This window comes from Myxococcus sp. AM011 (assembly GCF_013372595.1).
GTDB classification, from domain to species: Bacteria; Myxococcota; Myxococcia; order Myxococcales; family Myxococcaceae; genus Myxococcus; species Myxococcus eversor.
Window position 1 is genome coordinate 1 of record NZ_JABXEM010000231.1, and the last position, 19400, is coordinate 19400.

General features: G+C 71.0%; 15 protein-coding genes. 7 read left to right on the forward strand and 8 right to left on the reverse strand.

Going from position 1 to position 19400, the window contains the following annotated elements:
- Positions 1 to 322: 322 nt before the first annotated feature.
- On the forward strand, positions 323 to 1258 hold the full coding sequence (locus HUW62_RS35530; protein WP_176436949.1) for an alpha/beta fold hydrolase: 936 nt from the start codon (positions 323 to 325) through the stop codon (positions 1256 to 1258).
- Between the two features lie 13 nt (positions 1259 to 1271).
- Here HUW62_RS35530 and HUW62_RS35535 read toward each other — a convergent pair whose 3' ends face one another.
- The 4 genes from HUW62_RS35535 to HUW62_RS35550 all read right to left on the reverse strand — a co-directional run bounded on the left by HUW62_RS35535 (position 1272) and on the right by HUW62_RS35550 (position 4006).
- A complete protein-coding gene (locus HUW62_RS35535) occupies positions 1272 to 2231 on the reverse strand; it encodes a DMT family transporter (RefSeq protein WP_368670560.1) in 960 nt (319 codons plus the stop codon).
- A 30-nt stretch (positions 2232 to 2261) separates the two neighbouring features.
- Positions 2262 to 2543, reverse strand: coding sequence for a rhodanese-like domain-containing protein (locus HUW62_RS35540; protein ID WP_176436959.1), 282 nt, complete (start codon positions 2541 to 2543; stop codon positions 2262 to 2264).
- 81 nt (positions 2544 to 2624) lie between these two features.
- Positions 2625 to 3791, reverse strand: a complete 1167-nt coding sequence (locus HUW62_RS35545) for a hypothetical protein (RefSeq protein WP_176436950.1) — start codon at positions 3789 to 3791, stop codon at positions 2625 to 2627.
- Complete coding sequence (locus HUW62_RS35550) at positions 3788 to 4006, reverse strand: hypothetical protein (RefSeq protein ID WP_163867743.1); 219 nt, start codon at positions 4004 to 4006, stop codon at positions 3788 to 3790. Before HUW62_RS35550 ends, HUW62_RS35545 begins: the two co-directional genes overlap by 4 nt.
- Positions 4007 to 4097: 91 nt before the next feature.
- Here HUW62_RS35550 and HUW62_RS35555 point away from each other — a divergent pair, with 91 nt between their 5' ends.
- Together HUW62_RS35555 and HUW62_RS35560 are read left to right on the forward strand one after the other, a co-directional pair.
- Positions 4098 to 4613: a GreA/GreB family elongation factor gene (locus HUW62_RS35555; RefSeq protein ID WP_141641679.1), complete on the forward strand. Its 516-nt coding sequence runs from the start codon at positions 4098 to 4100 to the stop codon at positions 4611 to 4613.
- 100 nt (positions 4614 to 4713) lie between these two features.
- Positions 4714 to 7239 (forward strand): sensor histidine kinase, encoded by a 2526-nt coding sequence (locus HUW62_RS35560; protein ID WP_240356624.1) that lies wholly within the window; start codon positions 4714 to 4716, stop codon positions 7237 to 7239.
- An 18-nt stretch (positions 7240 to 7257) separates the two neighbouring features.
- Here the strand turns inward: HUW62_RS35560 and HUW62_RS35565 are convergent, their stop codons facing one another.
- Positions 7258 to 8997 carry an ATP-binding protein gene (locus HUW62_RS35565; RefSeq protein WP_176436951.1) on the reverse strand — a complete coding sequence of 580 codons (1740 nt, stop codon included), beginning with the start codon at positions 8995 to 8997 and terminating at the stop codon, positions 7258 to 7260.
- A 226-nt stretch (positions 8998 to 9223) separates the two neighbouring features.
- Here HUW62_RS35565 and HUW62_RS35570 point away from each other — a divergent pair, with 226 nt between their 5' ends.
- Positions 9224 to 12085 carry a PAS domain S-box protein gene (locus tag HUW62_RS35570; RefSeq protein WP_176436952.1) on the forward strand — a complete coding sequence of 954 codons (2862 nt, stop codon included), beginning with the start codon at positions 9224 to 9226 and terminating at the stop codon, positions 12083 to 12085.
- Between the two features lie 6 nt (positions 12086 to 12091).
- On the forward strand, positions 12092 to 12751 hold the full coding sequence (locus HUW62_RS35575; protein ID WP_176436953.1) for a hypothetical protein: 660 nt from the start codon (positions 12092 to 12094) through the stop codon (positions 12749 to 12751).
- Between the two features lie 7 nt (positions 12752 to 12758).
- Here HUW62_RS35575 and HUW62_RS35580 read toward each other — a convergent pair whose 3' ends face one another.
- From HUW62_RS35580 to HUW62_RS35590, 3 genes are all read right to left on the reverse strand, one after another.
- A complete protein-coding gene (locus tag HUW62_RS35580) occupies positions 12759 to 13370 on the reverse strand; it encodes a hypothetical protein (RefSeq protein WP_240356626.1) in 612 nt (203 codons plus the stop codon).
- Between the two features lie 45 nt (positions 13371 to 13415).
- Positions 13416 to 14936, reverse strand: coding sequence for a M91 family zinc metallopeptidase (locus HUW62_RS35585; protein ID WP_176436954.1), 1521 nt, complete (start codon positions 14934 to 14936; stop codon positions 13416 to 13418).
- A 143-nt stretch (positions 14937 to 15079) separates the two neighbouring features.
- Positions 15080 to 16567 (reverse strand): M91 family zinc metallopeptidase, encoded by a 1488-nt coding sequence (locus HUW62_RS35590; protein WP_176436955.1) that lies wholly within the window; start codon positions 16565 to 16567, stop codon positions 15080 to 15082.
- A gap of 272 nt (positions 16568 to 16839) precedes the next feature.
- On the opposite strand from HUW62_RS35590, the gene HUW62_RS35595 reads away from it, so the two are divergent.
- Positions 16840 to 18267, forward strand: coding sequence for a VWA domain-containing protein (locus HUW62_RS35595; protein ID WP_176436956.1), 1428 nt, complete (start codon positions 16840 to 16842; stop codon positions 18265 to 18267).
- A gap of 19 nt (positions 18268 to 18286) precedes the next feature.
- On the forward strand, positions 18287 to 19400 hold a 1114-nt coding region (locus HUW62_RS35600; RefSeq protein ID WP_176436957.1), incomplete at its 3' end, for a hypothetical protein.

Consider the following 19400-nt stretch of genomic DNA (forward strand, 5'->3'; position numbering starts at 1 on the left):
GCCCCCTCCAGCGAGCCCGTGTATGGACCTGCCCCCTCCTCGGATGCACCGGCCGCGGAAAAGGAAGAGTCCAAGGCCGCTGAAGAAGCGCAGTGAATCCCCCAGGCGGGGCGCACGCTGAAACATGTCTCACACATGATTTCGCCCGGATGAAAACCTTCCGCCCCGACTGATGACAGACATCGCTTCCGGGTCTGTTTCACCTCGGGCCTGAGTGAATACGACCCCACACGTCATGCCAGGGGAGGCAATGTCAGAGGTAGGCGTAGAATGGTGTGCGTTACGGCGGATGACCCGCCGGCCCTGAACAAGGCACGCACCCATGAAGACACTTCTCGCCGCCCTGCTCACGCTGCCCCTTCTCGCCTGTGGCCCCGCCTCCGAGCCCGCGCCCACCGAGACACCGGCCCCGTCCGAAGCGCTGACCGAGCAGTCCAGCGAGCTGTCCTCCACCGCCCCTCGCGAGCGCTCCGTCCGCCTGCGCACCGGCGTCACCCTGCGCTACGTGGAGCAGGGCTCGCGCAACGGACCCGCCGTGGTCTTCCTCCATGGCTACACGGACTCGCACCACACCTGGGACTTGAACCTGTCGCTCTTCTCCCGCGACTTCCACATCTACGCGCTGGACCAGCGTGGACACGGTGACTCGACGCGCCCGGTGTGTTGCTACACGCAGCAATCCTTCGCCGCGGACGTGGCGGCCTTCCTCGACGCCGTGGGCGAGCGCGACGCCATCCTCGTCGGCCACTCCATGGGCAGCTTCATCGCGCAGCAGGTGGCGCTCGACTTCCCGCGCCGCGTGGAGGCCCTGGTCCTGGTCGGCTCTGCGCCCACCGTCGCGGGCAACGAGGTCGCCCTGTTCCTCAAGTCCGTCGTCGACGAGCAGGTAGGCACCGTGGACCCGGTCTTCGTCCGCGAGTTCCAGTCGAGCACCTTCGTCCGCCCCGTGCCGGCCTCGTACCTGGACACGCTCGTCTCGGAGAGCCTGAAGGTCCCCGCGCGCGTTTGGCAGGACACTCTCGACGGCATGCTCGCGGAGAACCACTCCTCGCGCCTGCGCCACATCCGCGTGCCCGTGCTCGTGGTGGGAGGAGACCAGGACGGCTTCTTCCCCGTCGCGCAGCAGCAGGCGCTCGTCAACGCGCTGCCCGATGCGCGCTACATCCTCTACTCGAACACCGGCCACGCGCCCCACGCGGAGCTGCCGCAGACCTTCGTTCGCGACGTGAGCCAGTTCCTGCGCCGCGTGTCCCGGTAACGCTCGAAGCGTCTCAGGCCGGCCCCTCGGCCTTCGCATCCTCGGGAGGCGGCAGGTGCTCCCCCGGCGTGTCCGAGCGGGCCAGCAGCACCGCGGCGGTGAGGATGAGCGCACCACCGAGCACCTGACGCAGGCTGAGCCGCTCGTCGAGGAAGAGCGCGCTCAGCACCACCGCCGTCAGCGGCTCCATGTTGGACACCAGCGAGGTGTTCACCGGGCCGATGCGCGCCATGCCCAGGAAGAAGAGGAAGACAGCGGCCACGGTGGAGATGAGCGACAACCCCACCACCGCGCTCCAGCCCAGGCCCGTGGTGGGAAAGGACGGCCCCTTCACCAGCATGGCCAGGCCGAAGACAATCCCCGCGGACGAGAGGATGACGGTGCTGGAGACCAGCGGCCCCGCCTTGCCCGCCACGCGCGCGCTGGTGACGACGTACACCGCGTAGAGCAGCGCGGACAGCAGGCCCAGGAAGACGCCCGTCGGCGTCACCGCGCCCTGCCGCAGGTCCGCCGTCAGCCCCGTGCCGCACAGGGCCAGCACCACCGCCACCCACTTGAGCCGGCCCAGGCGCTCGCGGAACACCACGACTTGAAGGAGCGCCACCAGCGCGGGGAACGAATACAAGAGCAGCGCCACCAGTCCGGCGGGGGCGAACTGGAGCGCGGCGAAGTACACGCCCGCCTCGCTCACGTAGCCCACCGCGCCCAGCAGGATGAGCCCCACCAGCAAGCGGCCCTTCGGCAGCGGCTGGCGCATCGCCACCATGAAGGCGGCGAGCACCGCTCCGGCGAGCGTGAAGCGCAGGAAGAGCAGCGTGAAGACGTCCGCACCCGCCGCATAGGCGAGGCGACCGAAGAGCCCGAGCGCGCCGAAGCACGCTCCGGACAGGGCCACGATGAGGAAGCCAGCGGTGCGGTTCATGGAGGGAGCGGCGGCACGCTGCTCCAACCCGCCCCCCATGTCACGCGCCACGCGTCCGGCCCCTCCCACCCGGACAGGGGGTTACCAGTTGTTCACGGACCGCAGGTCGAACACGTCCGGGAAACCATTGGCGCGCAAAATTTGTGAGGCCACCGCGCTGCGGCCTCCGGCTGCGCAGTACACCACCACGCGGGTGCCGGGCGCGCCTACCTCGGCGACGCGCTGGGCCAGCTCCTGCACGGGGATGTTGCGCGCGGCGTCCGGGTGTCCTTGCTGGAACTCCTGGGGGGTGCGCACGTCCAGCAGCACCGCGCCTTCCGCGACGAGCTGCCGGGCCTTCTGGGACAGTTCCTGGGGCGTCATGCGGGGCAGCATGCCCGATTCAGGCAACGGAGGCTCGCGTGTCACTCAAGCCCTTGTTCCCTTCACGGCACATCCCCGCGCTCACTTCGGGAAGCGCGCGGTGTGCGCGAAGTCGTCCGCCTGGATGACCAGCTTGCGCAGTCGGGGGAAGCGCTCCATCGCCTGCTGTCGCACCTCATCGAGGACCTCCCGGGCATCATCCTCCCGCTCGTACTCCACGGTGAGATGCTCGACGCTCTCCGAGCGCATGTCCGTCAGTCGCTGACGGTGTGCCCAGAACGAGAGCACGTGCAGCCGGGGGAGGAACTCCACCAGCCCACCGGGGAAGAGGCTGTACTCGCTGGGGCCCAGCTCCAGGCGCTTCGTGGTGTCGACTCGCGCGCGCCTGCGTCGCCAGACGAACGCGGGCAGCAGCTCGATGCGGCTGTCCGCGGTGCCGGGCCACTCCGGCTCGAAGCCTTGCTTTCGCAGCGCCTTGATGACGGCGCGCGCCACGTCCAGGTCCTTGTCGGAGCGCTCCTTGTCCAGCGTGCCGAAGGAGATGCACATCGCCTCGCCTTCGAACGCGCCCTCCAGGTCCTGCTCGTGGAAGAAGGCCGCGCCCCAGGGCTTCTTGCCTTTCGCCCGGAGCTCCACCGCCAGTTCGCGGACCAGGCTCCAGCCGCTGCTCTGCGTGTCGGTGGCGCCCATCTCCGCGACGATGCCCGCGCGCTCCAGCGAAGCGAAGGCCGCCTCCACCCGGTCCGCCTCCAGGACGTCCGGCCACGTCTTCTCCTCCTCCCGCCGCGCCCGGACGTGCGCGACGAATTGCTCCAGCACCAGGCGCTTCACGCGCTCGTCCTCGAGCGAGTCCCAGTCCCCGCCGTTCGTGTAGTCGAAGACGGACTCCAGCGGATACGTCCCGTAATCGAAGACGCGCGTCAGGTGCTCCAACGCCCCGGGAATCAGCTTCAGCTCCTGCTTGCGGAGCGGGGCCTCCTTCCGGGGCGCGAGCTTCAGCGCCCCCAGTCGACGCGCCAGCTCCTCGGCCTGCGCCGCCACACCCAGTCGCGCGGCGAGCCTGGGCCGCACCACGTCGCCTCGCGTCGACACGAACAGCCGGGAGAGCACCTCCCCCGTCTCCTCGTCGACCTGCGTGAGCCCCGCCTCCAGGTGCCCGTCGCTCCCCCACTCCACCACCACGTCGCCCGCGCCCTTCAGCACCTGCTCGGCGAGCACCTTCACCTGCTTGCGTTGACGCTCATTCACCAGAGCCTCCCACCGTCTCCGAGAAGCCGCGCGACGAGCGACTGGATTCGGGGGAAGTGCGTGACGGCGAGTCCCACTTTCTCATCAATCGAGTCGGCGATGGTGCGCACCTTCGCCTCCAACTCCTCCTCACCCACTCCGGGCTCCTTCCCGTTGAGCACCAGGACCGCGTACCGGCTGGAGAACGAGAGGCCACACGGGATGTCGCACCGCACCAGCCCTCGCACCCACGGCCCGCACCACCACCGCGCGCGCCTGGCCGAAAACTGGAGGTGTCGCCGAGGGGCGCTACAGTTCTGTGCCACCATGTCACTCGACAAGCAGGCATTGATGCTGCAGCTCGCCGAGCGCCTCCAGCAGAGCGACAGGCTGGCCCACCGGGCCGAGGCCGAGGCCCGCGAGGCGGCCCGCAGCCTGGCCACCGAGTCGGAGAAGCGAGAGGACGGCCGCGCCGCGCTGGAGTTCGGCAGCCTGGCCACGGGCCAGGCGAATCGCGCCCGCCGCGTGCAGGAAGAGCTCAAGGCGCTCTCCAATTTCGGCCAGGGGCCGGTGCCGCGCTTCCCGCGTCAGGGGCCCGTGGGCCTGGGTGCGCTGGTGGACGTGAGCACCGAGGACGAAGAGGGCTTCGCCGAGCGCACCTTCTTCGTGCTGCCCGTGGGCGCGGGCACGGAGCTGACAGGGCCCGGCGGCGACGGCTTCCTGTCCGTCATCACCCCCGCCTCCCCCGTGGGCCGCGCGCTCATGGGCCGCAAGGCGGGCGACACCATCGAAGTCACGCTGGCGGGTGAGGTGCGCGAGTGGACGGTGCTCGAGGTCGCCTGAGCCCAGGTGTCCCACCCCTGTCGTCCGGGGTGTCCTGCCCCCGACGAAACGCGAGCAAGCACTAGAACCCATGGGCCCCGACACGCGTGAATCCGGGAAGATGTCCCCACTTTCCGCACCGCGTTCACTCCAGGCGCCCTCCCCCACCGCGACGCTGCTGCCACTCACGTGGCCCGCCGCCCTCATCGGCCTGCTGTTCGGCGTGCTGATGACGTATGTGCCGTACGAGTTCCGCGTGGCCGCCTTCCGGCCGCTCTACCCGTACGTGCGCCTGCTCGGCGTCACCTACCTCACCGGCAGCATCTGCTTGATGGGCGCGCTCCTGTACCCGCGCGCCCCGCGCTGGCTGGACGTGGGCGGACGCCTGCTGCTGGGCGCGGCCATCGGCCTGTACTGGTGGGTGCTGAATGTCCTGCCCGGCAGCCTCACGGGCATCGCCATGTACCCGCTGCTCTTCGTGGGCCTGCTGCTGGAGGCGTGGCCCTCCATGCGCCAGCGGCCCACGCTGCGAGTGATGGTGGCCCTCACCGGCACGGCCTTCGGCGTGGCGATGCTCGCCGTGCCCGAGCGCTTCCCGCTGTCCGTCTACGCGCACCTGTCGCCGCTGCGTCCGCTGGTGGGGCTGCTGTTCACCGCGGGCGGCGTGGGCCTGCTGTTGCCCTCGCGCTGGCTGCACCCGCGCATGCCGCCGCTGCTATTGGCCATGCTGGCGGCGCCCTTCGCGCTGCTGGCCTACGCGCTGGCCCGCGGCGCCTCATGGCTGGGCGCGGCCGTGTACACCGTGCTGGCCCTCTCCTGCGTCGCGCAGGCGCTGAACTGGCGTCCGCGCGCGCCGCGCACCGTGGGTTGGAAGCTCTTGCGCGGGCTGGCCTTCGCGGGGCTGGTGCCGCTGCTCGCGCTGGGGGGCCTCGCCGCCTACCTGGCGCAGAAGGCCATCGAGAAGCAGGTGCGCGACGACACGCGCTACGCCGCCGCGGGCGAGGCGGACTTCCTGCGGCGCTACCTGGATGACTCGCGCGAGTCGCTGCACCTGCTCCTGGAGTCCCCGGGCTTCCGCGCGGCGCTCGCCAGTGGAGAGCGCGAGCGGCTGGAGCCGTACCTCGCCAACCTCGCCGCCCGCGAGCGCACCTTCCACGCCGCGTTGACGATGGACGAGAACGCCCAGGTGCTGGCCACGTCCGAGGGGCCAGAGGGCTGGGGCTTCAACCTCCAGGAGCACTTCCCCCAGCCGCCCGCGCCCGGCGAGCTACCGCTGTCGCTGCCCTTCATGCGGCCCCACAACCACCCGCTGGTGGCGGTGGCCCTGCCGTTCGAGCTGGAGGGCTCGCGGCGCGGAGTGCTGGTGGGCCTGTTGTCCCTGGAGCGACTGAGCGAGGCCGCCACGCCCGCGTCCCAGCGCTTCCGCGTGCAGGTGATGGACCGGCGCGGACAGAAAGTCCTTCGAGACACGGCAACGGGCGCGCGGCTCCTGGGCGCGGCCCACCTGCCGGATGCCCTGCGCGAGGAGCTGGAGCGCCCGGGTGGCGGCGTGCTGGAGGCCTTCGACGCGGCGGACCGACGCGTGCTCGCGGCCGAGGCCCCGGTGGAGGGCTCGCCGTGGAGCGTCGTGGTGACGCAGGAGCTGGGCGTGGCCTACGCGGCGATTACGCGCATGAGCGCGGCGGTGGTGGGCCTGGTGCTGATGGGCGTGCTGATGGCGCTGGGGCTCTCCCAGCTCGTCGCGCGCGACGTCATCCGGAGGCTCGGCACGCTGCGCGAGGCCACCGCCGCCCTGGCCGCGGGGGATTTGGACCGGCGCGTGGACGTGGAGGAGGACGACGAACTGGGAGAGCTGGCGCGCGGCTTCAACGAGATGGCGGACCGCACGGGCGAGGCGCAGCGGGAGCTGAAGGAGGCGGTGCGCACGCGCGAGGAGTTCCTCAGCGTGGCCAGCCACGAGCTGCGCACGCCGCTGACGCCGCTCAAGGGCTTCGCCGCGCTCACGCTCCAGCGCCTGGAGAAGAGCGGCGACTTCCCGGAGCGCGAGCGGCTGCTCAAGGCGCTGCGCTCCATGGCCCGACAGACGGAGCGGCTGGCGCGGCTGGTGGATGACCTGCTCGACACGGCGCGCATCCAGGGCGGCCGCTTCGAGCTGGAGCGCCAACGCGTGGACCTGACGCCGGTGCTGCGCGAGGTGATGGAGCGCTTCGAGCTGCGCGGCGAGGGCGGCATCGCCTTCGAGCTGCGCGTGCCCGAGCACCCCGTGGAAGGCGACTGGGACGCGCCCCGGCTGGACCAGGTCATCACGAATCTCGTGAGCAACGCCGTGCGCTACTCGCCCCAGGGCGGCGCGGTGTGCGTGACGCTGGAGGAGGCCGCGGACCAGGTCCTCATCCACGTGAAGGACCAGGGCATCGGCATTCCACCGGAGAGCCTGGCCGGCCTCTTCAAGCCCTTCGCGCGCGCGTCCAACGCCACCGCGCGGCACTACGGCGGGCTGGGGCTGGGCCTCTTCATCTGCCGCGAAATCGTGGAGCGCCACGGCGGCACCATCTGGGCGGAGAGCCCGGGGCCCCAGCAGGGCAGCGCGTTCCACGTGCGCCTGCCCCGTGAAGTCGTGCCGCACATCAGCGACGTGGCGGCCTGAGGGGACAGGGGCTTCGGCTCACGGCGAGGGCTCGGGCGCGCCGGCCACCGACAGCCACTCCTCGGGGATGTCGCCGCGCGGCAGCTCCAGCACGAAGGTGGAGCCAGCCCCCAGCTCGCTGGTGGCCTTCACCGTGCCGCCGAACGCCTCCACAATCTGCCGGGTGATGTAGAGCCCCAGGCCCAGGCCACCGTAGTGCCTGTCGCTCACCGCGCGCTCGAAGCGCTCGAAGATGCGCGGCAAGTCCCGCGCGGAGATGCCGATGCCGCCGTCCTCCACGGTGAGGCGCGCGGTGCGGCCGTCCGCCTCCACGCTCATGCGCACCGGCTTTCCGGCGCCGTACTTCAGCGCGTTGGAGAGCAGGTTCGTCACCACCTGCTCCAACCGCAGCCGGTCCCACCGCCCCAGCACCGGCACCGGCGCGTGCAGCTCCAGCGAGCAGTGGAGCTGCGCGGCCGACGGCGCGAAGCGGTAGAGGATTTCCGCCGCCACGCTCGCCAGGTCCATCTCCTCCAGCTCCAGCTTCAAGCGGCCGGCGGTGATGCGCGACACGTCCAGCAGGTTGTCCACCAGGCTCGTCAGCTTGCGCACCTGGCGCTGCACCACCTCCAGCGTCTCCGAGACGCGCTCGGCGGACACCGGCTTGCCGTTCAACGCCAGCAGCTCCACCTGCCGCTGGAGCAACTGCACCTTCAAGTGCAGCGGCGTCAGCGGCGTCTTCAGCTCGTGGCTGGCGATGCCGAGGAACTCGTCGCGCAGACGCACCGCCTCGCGCGCCTCGCGCAGGAGCCGCGCGTTGTCCAGGGACAGCGCGGTGCGCCGCGAGAGCTCCTCCGCCAGCCGCTCGTCCTCGTCGCCGAAGCCCGGCGCGCCATCCGTGCGGTACAGCACCAGCGCGCCGATGATGCGCCCGCGCGCCACCAGCGGCACGCCCAGGTAGCTGCTCAGCCCCAGCGAGAGCAGGAGCCGCGCGTGCTCCGCGTCCCGCGCGAGGGCCACCTGGTGCTCCTCCGACAGCTCCGCCGTCCGCTCCGTGCGGCCCGTGAGGAACAGGGCGGGCAGCCCCCGAGGGTCCAGCGAGTCCGGCGGATACCGGCACAGCATCTCCACCAGCGACACGTGCCGCTCCGGCTCCGCGTGCACCGCGGCCACGGCGCGCACCGACTCGCCGGACGAGCCCAGGAAGAGCACTCCGGCGTCCGCCAGCGTGGGCACCAGCAGCCGCAGCAGCGGCTCCATCTGCGCCTCGGTCTCCAGCTCGGCGCCCAGCAGCGCTCCCGCCTCCGCCAGCAGCTTCGCGCCTCGCGCCGCGTCCAGGCGAGGCAGCAGCTCCTCCCGCGCACGCAGCAGCACCCCCGACGGCTTCAAGCTCCCGTCCGGGGACACCGGGAACACGCTGCCTCGCAGCACCACCACGGTTCCGTCCGGTCGGCGAAGACCCCAGCGCTCCTCGCGAACCGGCTCCCCCATGAGCGCACGCGTCAGTGGAGAAACTTCCAGTGACACGGACATATTGTCGGCGCGCACCCAGTCACACCCAGGCAGTCCGCCTCGCTCCAGGCGCTCCGGCATGGGGATGCGGAACTGGCGTCCCGCCTCTGAATTGAAGACGAGGACGGTGCCCATGGCATCCATCAGGACGAGCGCTTCGCCCGTCTGCTCGACGAGCAGGCGCAGGGCGGCATCGCTCAGCCGGGCTTCCGCCCGTTCCGCGAGCACCTGATGAATCTTCGAAAGCGGGGCGCGGCCAGAGGACATGAGTTCAGGGAATTTCCGCTCGTGGCATGGTGGCATTCCGACCCGCCCGAAGGAAGACAACTCCCTGCCCTCGCTCAACACCTGAGAGGGCGCGGTCTGAATCCCAACCTTCCTGGGGTCAGGCCAGCCCCCTTGCCTGTCCTGCAGGAAATCCTGAATCGTTGGATAGTTGTACATCGCCCGAACTCCTCGTTCGGACGACGCGTCCACTTCCTCGAGCCTCAACATGCAGACGCCGCCCGCCAGGCCTGATTGGACTCCCCACGAGCGCCGGTATCGGCTCGTCATCGACAGCCTGAAGGAGGTCGTCTTCCAGACGAACGCGGAAGGTGCGTGGACGTTCCTCAACCCGGCGTGGTCGGAAATCACGGGCCACCCGGTGGAGGAATCGCTGGGCAGGCACTTCTCGGAGTTCGTCTACGAGGAGGACCAGCGGCGCAGCCTGGAGGGGTTGCGCAAGCTGGTGACGAAGGAGCTGGAGTACGTGCGCACGGAGGTGCGCTACGTGAATCGCGGCGGCGGCTTCCGGTGGGTGGAGGTCTACGGGCGGCTGATGATGGGCGAGGACGGCGCGGTGCTGGGCACGTCCGGGACGCTCAACGACATCACCGAGCGCAAGGCGTCCGACGGCGCGCTGGCGCGGCGTGAGCGCTACCTCACCGCGCTGGTGGAGGTGCAGCAGCGGCTGCTCGCGGTGCGCGACGGCGGAGACCTGTACGGGCCGGTGCTGGAGCCGCTGGGCCAGTCCTCGGGCGCCAGCCGCGTGTACGTCTTCGAGCTGCACCCCAGCCCCGATGGCAACCACCTCTGCAGCCAGCGCGCGGAGTGGTGCGCGCCGGGCGTGGGCGCGGAGATAGACAATCCGCAACTGCAGAACCTCCCGATGATGCCGGACCTGGAGCGGTGGCTGAAGACGCTGTCGCGCGGCGACGTCATCGAGGGCCTGGTGGAGACGTTTCCCCCCGTGGAGCGCGAGCTGCTGGAGCCGCAGGGCATCCTCTCCATCCTCGTCCTGCCGCTGCGCGTGCAGGGCGTGCTGACGGGCTTCGTGGGCTTCGACAACTGCGCGGAGGCGCGGCGGTGGGACCGGCTGGAGGTGGACCTGTTGTCCGCGGCGGCGGGCGCCGTCTCCGTGGCGCTGGAGCGGCGGGAGTCGGAGCGCGCGCTGCGCGAGCGGGAGCGGCGGTTCCGACAGCTCGCGGAGAACGCGTCCGACGTGCTGTACCTGTACCGCTGCGAGGCGCCGCGAGGCTTCGTCTACGTCAGCCGGGTGGCGCACGCGAAGCTGGGCTACGGGCCGGTGGCGCACTACGGCGACGCGGACCTGTGGTACCGGCGCGTGCACCCGGAGGACCGCGACGCGCTGGAGCGACTGCTGGAGGCCCCGCGCGCGTCGGCCGGCGCGCCGGTGACGGTGCGCTACCTGCATCCGGATGGGCGCACGCTGTGGCTGGAGCACGTCGTCGTGCCGGTGACGGACGCGATGGGGCGCATGGTGGCGGTGGAGGGCCTGGCGCGCGACATCACCGAGCGACGTCAGGCCGAGGAGGCGCTGCGCCTGTCCGAGGCCAGCTTCCGCGCGCTCCTGGAGGGCGTGCCGGACGCGGCGGCGATTGAGCGGGACGGGCACATCGTCTACGCGAACGCGGCGCTGGTGGGCACGCTGGGCTTCGAGCGCGCGGAGCAGTTGGTGGGCCGCCAGTTGTCGGAGTTCGTGAAGGACATGCGCGGCACGGAGGCGGTGAGGGCGGGCGCGCTCACCGGCGAGCGGCGGCTGGTGCGGCGCGACGGACGCACACGCGTGGCGGAGGTCGTCTCACTGCCCCTGCGCTTCGACGGACAGCCCGCCGTCGTCTCCATCGCCCGGGACGTGACGGAGCAGCGGCAGCTCCAGGCGCGGCTGACGCTGGCGGACCGGTTGGCCTCGGTGGGCACGCTGGCGGCGGGAATCGCTCACGAAATCAACAACCCGCTGGCCTTCGTGCTGTCCAACCTGAGCTTCCTGTCGGACGAGTTCCGCCGCAACCTGCCCCCCGGCGACGGCGCGACGGCGCTCCAGGCCCGGCTGCGCGGCGAGCCGGATTTGGGCGAGTGGCTGGAGGTGCTGCACGAGGCCTGCGAGGGCGCGGAGCGGGTGCGGCAGATTGTCCGTCAGCTCAAGACGTTCTCCCGGCCCGACGAGGAGAACGTGTCGCCGCTGGACGTGCACGGGGTGCTGGAGTCGGTGGCGATGATGGCGGCGAACGAGATTCGCCACCGCGCGCAGCTCCGGCGGAACTACGGCGACATCCCCCCGGTGATGGCGAACGAGGGGAAGCTGAGCCAGGTGTTCCTGAACCTCGTGGTGAACGCGGCGCAGGCGATTCCGGAGGGCTCCGCGCACCGGCATGAAATCCGGCTGGCGACACGGCGGGACGGGCGCTCGCGGGTGGTGGTGGAGGTGCAGGACACGGGCGTGGGGATTCAGAAAGAGGTCATCGACCGCATCTTCGACCCGTTCTTCACCACGAAGCCGGTGGGCGTGGGCACGGGCCTGGGCCTGTCCATCTGTCACAGCATCATCCACGGGCTGGGCGGTGACATCACCGTGGAGAGCGAGCCCGGCAAGGGCACCATCTTCCGCGTCAGCCTGCCCACCATGGAGCAGGACACGCGCGCTGCCGCGGCGGCGCTCGACGTGACGCCCCGGCCCCTCATCCAACCCCGAGGCCGCGTGCTGGTGGTGGACGACGAGCCCGCGGTGGGGCGCGTGTTGCAGCGCATCCTCCGGGGCCACGAGGTGGAGGTGGCGTGCAGCGGGCGACAGGCGCTGGAGTTGCTGGAGCAGGGCATGGAGCCAGACGCGGTGCTGTGCGACGTGATGATGCCGGACCTGACGGGCCGCGACGTCTACGAGTCCGTGCGGCGCGAGCACGCGGGCCTGGAGGGCCGCTTCGTCTTCGTGTCGGGCGGGGCCTTCACCACCGGCGCGCGCGAGTTCCTCGCGAGCATTCCCAACATCCTGCTGGAGAAGCCCTTCGACGAGGGGCGCGTGAGGCGCGTGGTGGAAGACCTGGTCCGCTTGCGGCGTCCCACCGCGGAGGCGTGAGGACCCATGTGGAATGACGTGGAGCTGAGGGACCTTCCAGCCTGCGCGGCGCGGCTGCTGGAGGAGGTGCGCCAGGCGGACGGGTTCGCCCTCGTCCGCGAGCAGGTGGCCGAGGCCGAGGCGATTGACGAAGGGCTCGTCGCCGAGATGACGGCCGGGCTGGTGAAGAGCTTCGGGATGTACCGCCAGCCTCGCTACCTGCGTCCGGAGGCATATGCCTGGGAGGAGCGGGACGGCGTGCGCACGGCGCGCATCCGGCCGCTGTCCGCCCTGCGCCTCTACTGGGCGGGCGGGGACGTGAGCCCCTACGTGCCGCAGATGGTGTGGGGAGAGGGGCTCGTCGACTGCTCCTACGAGGAGACGGAGACGGAGAACGTGCTGGAGTTCGGCGCGACGAACTTCGACTCCTCTGGCGGCTTCGACCTGGGCTCGCTCGGAGCGACGCTGGTGGAGCTGACCGAGGACGAAGCGCTTCGCGAGCTGGAGGTGTTCGAACCGCTCCAGAAGCTGCTGCTGGTGCGCACCCTCCAATGCGCGCACGCGGCCGTGCTCCAGGCCGTGAAGTCAGACGCCTTCCGCGAGCTGCCTCGCGCGGAGTCGTTCCGCTTCTTCGCCACGCCGGGACACGACGAGCCGAACTTCCTGCTGCTGCGACTCGAGCCCTGAGCGGGGCCTACTTCACGCCGTCCAGCGGCAGGGGTCCGCTGTCCAATATCTGCTGGCGCGTCAGCACCTGGCCGTACTCGGCCGTGCGGTACGTGAGGCCCGCCGACTCTGGCGCTCCGTGCAGGCGCAGGTCGGCCGCATCCGGCACGTAGCCCACGCGCAGGCGCAGCTCGCGCACGGTGGACAGCTCGCGCGTCACCTCGGGGCCCGTGGGATAGGGCATCGACGTGCGCAGCGGCAGGGGCACGAGCAGGCGACGGGACGCGGTGGCGCCCGGCTCCACGCGGCTCAGGGCGGGGACCTCGGGGGCCTCCACGTCCAGGTTCTCCGGCACGGGCACGAGCTGACGCAGCAGCACCGCGTCGTCGCCGGAGAAGTCCACATAGGCGCGCTCGGGGGCGAGGCCCACGTAGCCCGTGGGGCCCCACTCCGGCAGCCCGTCCACCAGCAGCACCGCGTGGGACGTGGCGTTGCGCACCGCGTACGCGACGGCGAGCCCCTCGGGCCCGCTCGTCACCGACTCCACCTTCAGCTCCACGTCCGCCTGGGCCACGCGTCCTCCCGGATGCGCGGGCTGATTCGAAGCCCGCGTGCAGCCCACGAATATCACCAGCGCCATGCAGCAGGCGCCAGCTTGGAGCAGGGCTCTCATGCGCGACAGAGCTTAGTAGCGCGGCCGGGTGGGCAGGTTCAGGTCGTCGCGGAGGACGTTCTCACCGGGGCGGCCGCCCTGCACGATGTCCGGCGTGGCCGGGTTCTGGTCCAGGTCGATGGGCAGGCCCACCGCGGACGTCTCGCGGTTGTTGGTGCCGTTCTTCTCCCCGTTCGCCAGCGTGCCGTTGGCGTAGTCGGACGCGTGCACCAGCTCGTGGAACAGCGCCACCACGGGCGGTCGGTTCATCCACTCCTCGCTGCCCAGGGAGATGCGCGAGGTGTTGTAGTTCACCGTGCCGTCGGTGCCCTTGCCCGGCGTGCCGTCCGCATTGAACCAGGCGTCGTCCTTGTTCGAGGCGGACGCCGAGTTGCCACCCGTCGTCTCCTTGATGGTCGTCGAGTGGCCGCTGTCGTCCAGCGAGCGCAGCAGGTCCTGGCCCGACGGCAGCGAGCGCATCGCGTCCAGGTCCGACTGCACGCGCGCCTGGAACTCCGGGCTGCCCTCCACCGTCACTGAGCGGCCCCGCTTCTCCGCGTCCTTCATGTCGACGATGGTCCGCGTATCCCCAGCGACGTCGTCGGTCTTCTCGTCCGCCTCGACGTAGAGCTTGTCGTCGCCGCCGTTGCCGCTGACGGTGTCCTTGCCCGCGCCACCCGCCACCGCGTCGTTGCCCTCGCCACCGCTCAGCGAGTCGTCGCCCCGGCCGCCGATGACCTGGTCGTCACCCGCGCCGCCCGTCGCCGTGTCGTTGCCCGCGCCCGCGTCGATGTAGTCGCGACCCTCGCCGCCGTTGAGCAGGTCATCGCCATCCAGGCCGTAGAGCACGTCACGGCCCGCGCCACCGTTCACCAGGTCGTTGCCCGCGCCGGCCTCGATGTAGTCGTCGCCGTCGTCGCCGGAGATGGAGTCGTTGCCGTTGCCACCGATGAGCGTGTCATTGCCCACGCCGCCGGTGAGCGTGTCGTGGCCCGCGCCGCCCGTCAGCTTGTCGTTGCCCGCGCCGCCATCAATCGTGAGGTCGACGGTGACGTTCGGATCCACGGTGATGGTGTCGTTGCCAGCGCCGCCCTGGATGATGGCGTTCTTGGACTGCTCGGGCGTCAGCGTCACCGAGTCGGAGCCGGAGGTGATGGTCAGCCCGCCGCTCCGGTTCATCGTCACCCGGGCATCGTTGTTGCCTGCGCCCAGGTCCACCACCGTCTGGCCATTCGCGTTGGTGCTGACCTGAGGGCCCGTGCCCGCGACGGCCTGCTTGATGGCGTTGGCCGCGGCGGCCACGGCCTTGCCCACCGTGGAACCGGGGCCACTCGGAGGAGGCCGGGCGCTCTCGAAGTCACTGCCCTGTGCGGAACGGGATGCAGCAGGGCCCGTACGCGGGGCCGCTTCGAAGCCGTCCTTCATCCGCTGGGCGACGGCCGTCTTCACCGCGTCGGGGCGCTGAGCCTGGGCGGTCTGCTTCACCGGCTCCGGCTTCGGCTCGGGCTTCACGGTGAGGGTGGGACGCGTACCGGACTTGCCAATCGTGGTCATGACGATTTCTCCCTGAAGACGAGGCACCCGGTACAGTCCCAGCGGTCAATGCCGGGGCGGACGAACGCCGACCTTCCCGATTATCGGGTTCCCCGGACAACAGTTGCGTCGTTTCTCGAAAGCCGGGAGCGGATCAACAGCGGCTAGTAGTGCGGCCGGGTCGGCAGGTTCAGGTCGTCGCGGAGGACGTTCTCACCGGGGCGGCCACCCTGCACCACGTCCGGCGTGGCCGGGTTCTGGTCCAGGTCGATGGGCAGGCCCACCGCGGACGTCTCGAGGTTGCGCGTGCCGTCCTTCGAGCCGTTCGCCAGCGTGCCGTTGTTCAGGTCCGACGCGTGCACCAGCTCGTGGAACAGGCCGACAATCGGAGGACGGTTCATCCACTCGTCGGCGCCCAGGGAGATGCGCGAGGTGTTGTAGTTCACCGTCGCGTTCGTGCCCTTGCCCGCCGTGCCGTCCGCGTTGAAGAAGCCGTCGTTGAAGTGGGTGCCGTTCGCCGTGTTGCCGCCGGACGTCTCCGAGATGGTCGTCGTCTTGCCGCTGGCATCCAGCGAGCGCAGCAGGTCCTGGCCCGACGGCAGCGAGCGCATCGCGTCCAGGTCCGACTGCACGCGCGCCTGGAACTCCGGGCTGCCCGTCACCGACACGGAGCTGCCGCGCGTGCTCGCGTTCGTCATGTCGACGATGGTCCGCGTGTCCCCGGCCGAGTCGGCGCTCTCCTCGCCCTCCTCGACGTAGAGCTTGTCCGTCCCACCGTTGCCGTTGACCGTATCCTTGCCCTCACCACCGGCCACCGCGTCGTTGCCCTCGCCACCGCTCAGCGAGTCGTCGCCCCGGCCACCGATGACCTGGTCATCCCCCGCGCCGCCCGTCGCCGTGTCGTTGCCCGCGCCCGCGTCGATGTAGTCGCGGCCCTCGCCGCCGTTCACCAGGTCATCTCCATCCAGGCCGTAGAGGACGTCGCGACCCGCGCCACCGTTCACCAGGTCGTTGCCAGCGCCACCCTCGACGTAGTCGTCGCCGTCGTCACCCGAGACGGAGTCGTTGCCCGCGCCACCCAGCACCGTGTCGTTGCCCGCGCCGCCGATGAGCGTGTCGTTGCCCCGGCCGCCCGTCAGCTTGTCGTTGCCCGCGCCGCCGTCCACCGTGACGTCCTGGGTGACGCTCGCATCCAGCGTAATCGTGTCGTTGCCGTCGCCGCCGTTGATGATGGCGCCCCTGGCCTGCTCCGGCGTCAGCGTCACCGAGTCCGTGCCAGACCTGACCGTCAGCGAGCCATCCTGGCCCTGCGACACCGTCGCGGTGTTGTTCCCCGTGCCCAGGTCCACCACCGTCTGACCATTCGCGTTCGTGCTGACCTGAGGGCCCGTGGCCGCGACAGGCGGATTGGACTTGCCCGCCGCGCTTCCCGGACCCACCGGCGCGCCCTCACCCCGAATCTCGGAGAGCACCGGACGGGACGCCGAACCCGTGCGCGGGGCCGCGTCGAAGCCGTCCTTCATCCGCTGCGCGACGGCCGTCTTCACGGGGTCCGCGCGCTGGGCCTGGGCGGCCTGCTTCACCGGCTCCGGCTTCGGCTCGGGCTTCACGGTGAGGGCGGGGCGCGAACCAGGCTTTCCAATCGTGGTCATTCCCGATTATCGGGGTCCCCTGGTGGGAGTTGCGTCGTTTCTCGAATCCTGGGAACGAATCGCGGGTTCGGTGGATCCACGGCGCTCCACGGGGTTCGCCCCGGCACCGGGCACGTCGCATGGACAGACGTCTGGGTTTTCCTCCACCCACGCAACGCCTGACATCGCTCCATCGGTCATCGGGGGGACCCTCCTCCCGGTGACCGATGCGCCCCGGGGCTCTGACGGGCGACTGTGCCACTCACTTCAGCCCTCACACCCCGAGGCCACACATGAACCGCACCCTGCTGCTGCTGTCCGCCGCTGGATTGCTCGCCCTGGGCGCGCTCTCGCTGGGCAAGCCCGCCCCGCCGCCGCCTCCTCCCGTCACCGACACCAGCCACACCGTGGCCCGGCCGGATGACCAGCCCGCCACCGCCGTGCTGCCGCTGCTCGTCGCGCAGCCCTCCGACGGGGCCCTCACGCTCACCGGCAAGCTGTCCGGCACCTATGTCCAGACGGGCGACAGCGAGGCCTTCGCGTGGATGGAGCTCAAGGCCCGCCCCGTGGAGGCCCAGCGCCGCGTCCCCGTGAACATGGCCCTCGTCGTGGACCGCTCTGGCTCCATGTCCGGCCAGAAGCTCGCGGACGCCAAGCGCGCCGCCACCGAGCTGGTGAACCGCCTGACGCCCGAGGACCGGCTCGCGTTGATCCACTACGGCACCGACGTGAAGGTCATCCCCAGCCGCCTCGTCACCTCCGAGGTCCGCGCGGAGCTGCTCGCCTCCATCGACGGCATCCAGGACGACGGCTCCACCAACATCAGCGGCGGACTCACCGAGGCGGCCTCCGCGCTGCGCGGCCACCTCTCCCAGTTCCGCGTCAGCCGCGCCATCCTGCTGAGCGACGGCCAGCCGACGGCGGGCCTGGTGACGGAGCCGGAGCTGTTCCAGCTCACGCGCCGCCTGCGCGACGAGGGCATCACCGTGAGCGCGCTCGGCGTGGGCGAGGACTTCCAGGCCTCCCTCATGCGCGGCATGGCCGAGCAGGGCGGCGGCTTCTCCGGCTTCCTCAACGACTCCTCCCGGCTGGCGGAGGTCTTCTCCCGCGAGCTGGACCAGGCCACCAGCACCGTCGCCCGCCGCGTGGAGCTGCGGCTCACCCTGCCCCCGTCCGTCCGCGACGTGGAGGTCATGGGCCTGCCCTCCACCCGCGAGGGCGCCGTCGTCAAGGTGCCGCTGTACGACCTGTCCGGAGAGCAGTCCGTCCGCGTCGTCGTGAAGCTGACGCTGCGAGCGAGCGCCACCTCGGAAGCCCTGCCCCTGCTCGACGCCACCGTGCACTACCTGGACGTGGCCCGGGACATGATGGCCGAGTCCACCCTGCCCCTGAAGGCCCAGGTCACCGAGGACGCCGCCCTGGTGCGCGCCCACCTGGACCGGGACGTGCGCGTGCACGCGGTGCGAGCGTTGGGAACCCAGCAGATGCGCGCCGCGGTGGAGGAGATGAAGCGCGGCAACCGCAAGGGCGCCGTGGGTCTGCTGGGCAACGCCCGGAAGCTTTTCGGCTCGTCCGCCGCCGCGCTGTCGGGGGAGCTTGCGGAGCTGGACCAGACAGAGGCAGCCTATGGGCGGGCGTCGAATGACGGTGACGTTCGCCGCGAGTCGCTGAACCTCTACAAGAAGACGATGAAGAACTTCGGCGAGAACAACGCCTATTAGTCAGGACGGTGTGCAGCCCATGGCCCTCTCCCTGCAGTTCCTCCACCGCGAGGAGTTCGAATCCCGCACCTTTCGCGCACTGGGGGGAGGAGCCTGTATGGGCATCTTCGCGGCGCTCGCGCTGCGGGTCTGGGAGCCCTTCACGCCCATCGTCCGGCTGACGCTGGAGCCGGGCTACTTCGCGGTGGTGGCCGCCGCGCTCGCCGCCGCGAAGCCCCTGAAGGGCTACGGGCTGGGCCTGCGCGCGGCGCTCGCCGTGCTGCCGGTGTTCCCCTTCCTCTTCTCCGCGCCCCACCCGCTGCCCCAGAGCCTGGCGGCCTGCATCGCCGCGGCGCTGGTGACGTGGCTGGGCAACGGCCGCGAGAGCGCGGGCACCTCCACCGCCGTCGCCGCGAGCGCCGCCGCCGCCGGCATCCTCGCCCCGGTGGGCCTGTACGTGCAGCAGGTGCTGGACGCCCGCTTCCTGGGTGACATGAACCTGGTGTCCCTGGTGGTGGGCTTCGCCTGCGTGGCCCTCTTCTGGAGCATCGGCACGCTGCCCTCGCACGTGGTGCTGCACACCGACACGGTGGAGGCCCGCGGCCTGGCGCTCGGCGACACGCTCAAGGGCGAGGCCCAGGAGCTGGCCGCGCGCGCGCTCGGGCTGTACCAGCAGTGCAAGGCGGCGGTGCTGCGCATGCCCGCGAGCACCGGGCGGCAGGAGTTGGTGGGCGTGATTGAAAAGATGGCCGCGGAGAGCTTCTCGCTCGCGGAAGCCCACTCGGCGCTCACCGCGCAGCTCGACTCCGTCGTGGCCCATGACGTGGACGCACAGGTGAAGGAATTGCGCGCGCGCGCCGCCGCCATCCAGGACACCGTGGCGCGCCGCCAGCTGGAGCTGGCCGCGTCCTCACTGGGCGAGGAGCTCAACCACCTGGATGCGCTGAGCCGCAAGCGCGAGCGGCTGGTCGCCCAGCTCCACGCGCAGGTGGCGCTCTTGGAGCGCGCCCGCGTGTCCTTCATCGGCGCGCAGGGCCATGAGCTGGGTGCCAAGGGCGAGCAGGCCGCGCAGCTGGCGCGCCGGCTCAAGGGCATGGGCGACGAGTCCGCCCTTCCCCCCGCCCCGGCGGACGCGCACGAGGACACCCCGCGCC

Excerpts from the sequence above, each read along its gene's own strand:
- HUW62_RS35580 (WP_240356626.1), bottom strand. The coding sequence starts at position 13,370 with ATGGCGCTGGTGATATTCGTGGGCTGCACGCGGGCTTCGAATCAGCCC.
- HUW62_RS35565 (WP_176436951.1), bottom strand. The coding sequence starts at position 8,997 with ATGTCCTCTGGCCGCGCCCCGCTTTCGAAGATTCATCAGGTGCTCGCG.
- HUW62_RS35585 (WP_176436954.1), bottom strand. The coding sequence starts at position 14,936 with ATGACCACGATTGGCAAGTCCGGTACGCGTCCCACCCTCACCGTGAAG.
- HUW62_RS35530 (WP_176436949.1), top strand. The coding sequence starts at position 323 with ATGAAGACACTTCTCGCCGCCCTGCTCACGCTGCCCCTTCTCGCCTGT.
- HUW62_RS35555 (WP_141641679.1), top strand. The coding sequence starts at position 4,098 with ATGTCACTCGACAAGCAGGCATTGATGCTGCAGCTCGCCGAGCGCCTC.
- HUW62_RS35575 (WP_176436953.1), top strand. The coding sequence starts at position 12,092 with ATGTGGAATGACGTGGAGCTGAGGGACCTTCCAGCCTGCGCGGCGCGG.
- HUW62_RS35595 (WP_176436956.1), top strand. The coding sequence starts at position 16,840 with ATGAACCGCACCCTGCTGCTGCTGTCCGCCGCTGGATTGCTCGCCCTG.
- HUW62_RS35570 (WP_176436952.1), top strand. The coding sequence starts at position 9,224 with ATGCAGACGCCGCCCGCCAGGCCTGATTGGACTCCCCACGAGCGCCGG.
- HUW62_RS35540 (WP_176436959.1), bottom strand. The coding sequence starts at position 2,543 with ATGACGCCCCAGGAACTGTCCCAGAAGGCCCGGCAGCTCGTCGCGGAA.
- HUW62_RS35560 (WP_240356624.1), top strand. The coding sequence starts at position 4,714 with ATGTCCCCACTTTCCGCACCGCGTTCACTCCAGGCGCCCTCCCCCACC.
- HUW62_RS35590 (WP_176436955.1), bottom strand. The coding sequence starts at position 16,567 with ATGACCACGATTGGAAAGCCTGGTTCGCGCCCCGCCCTCACCGTGAAG.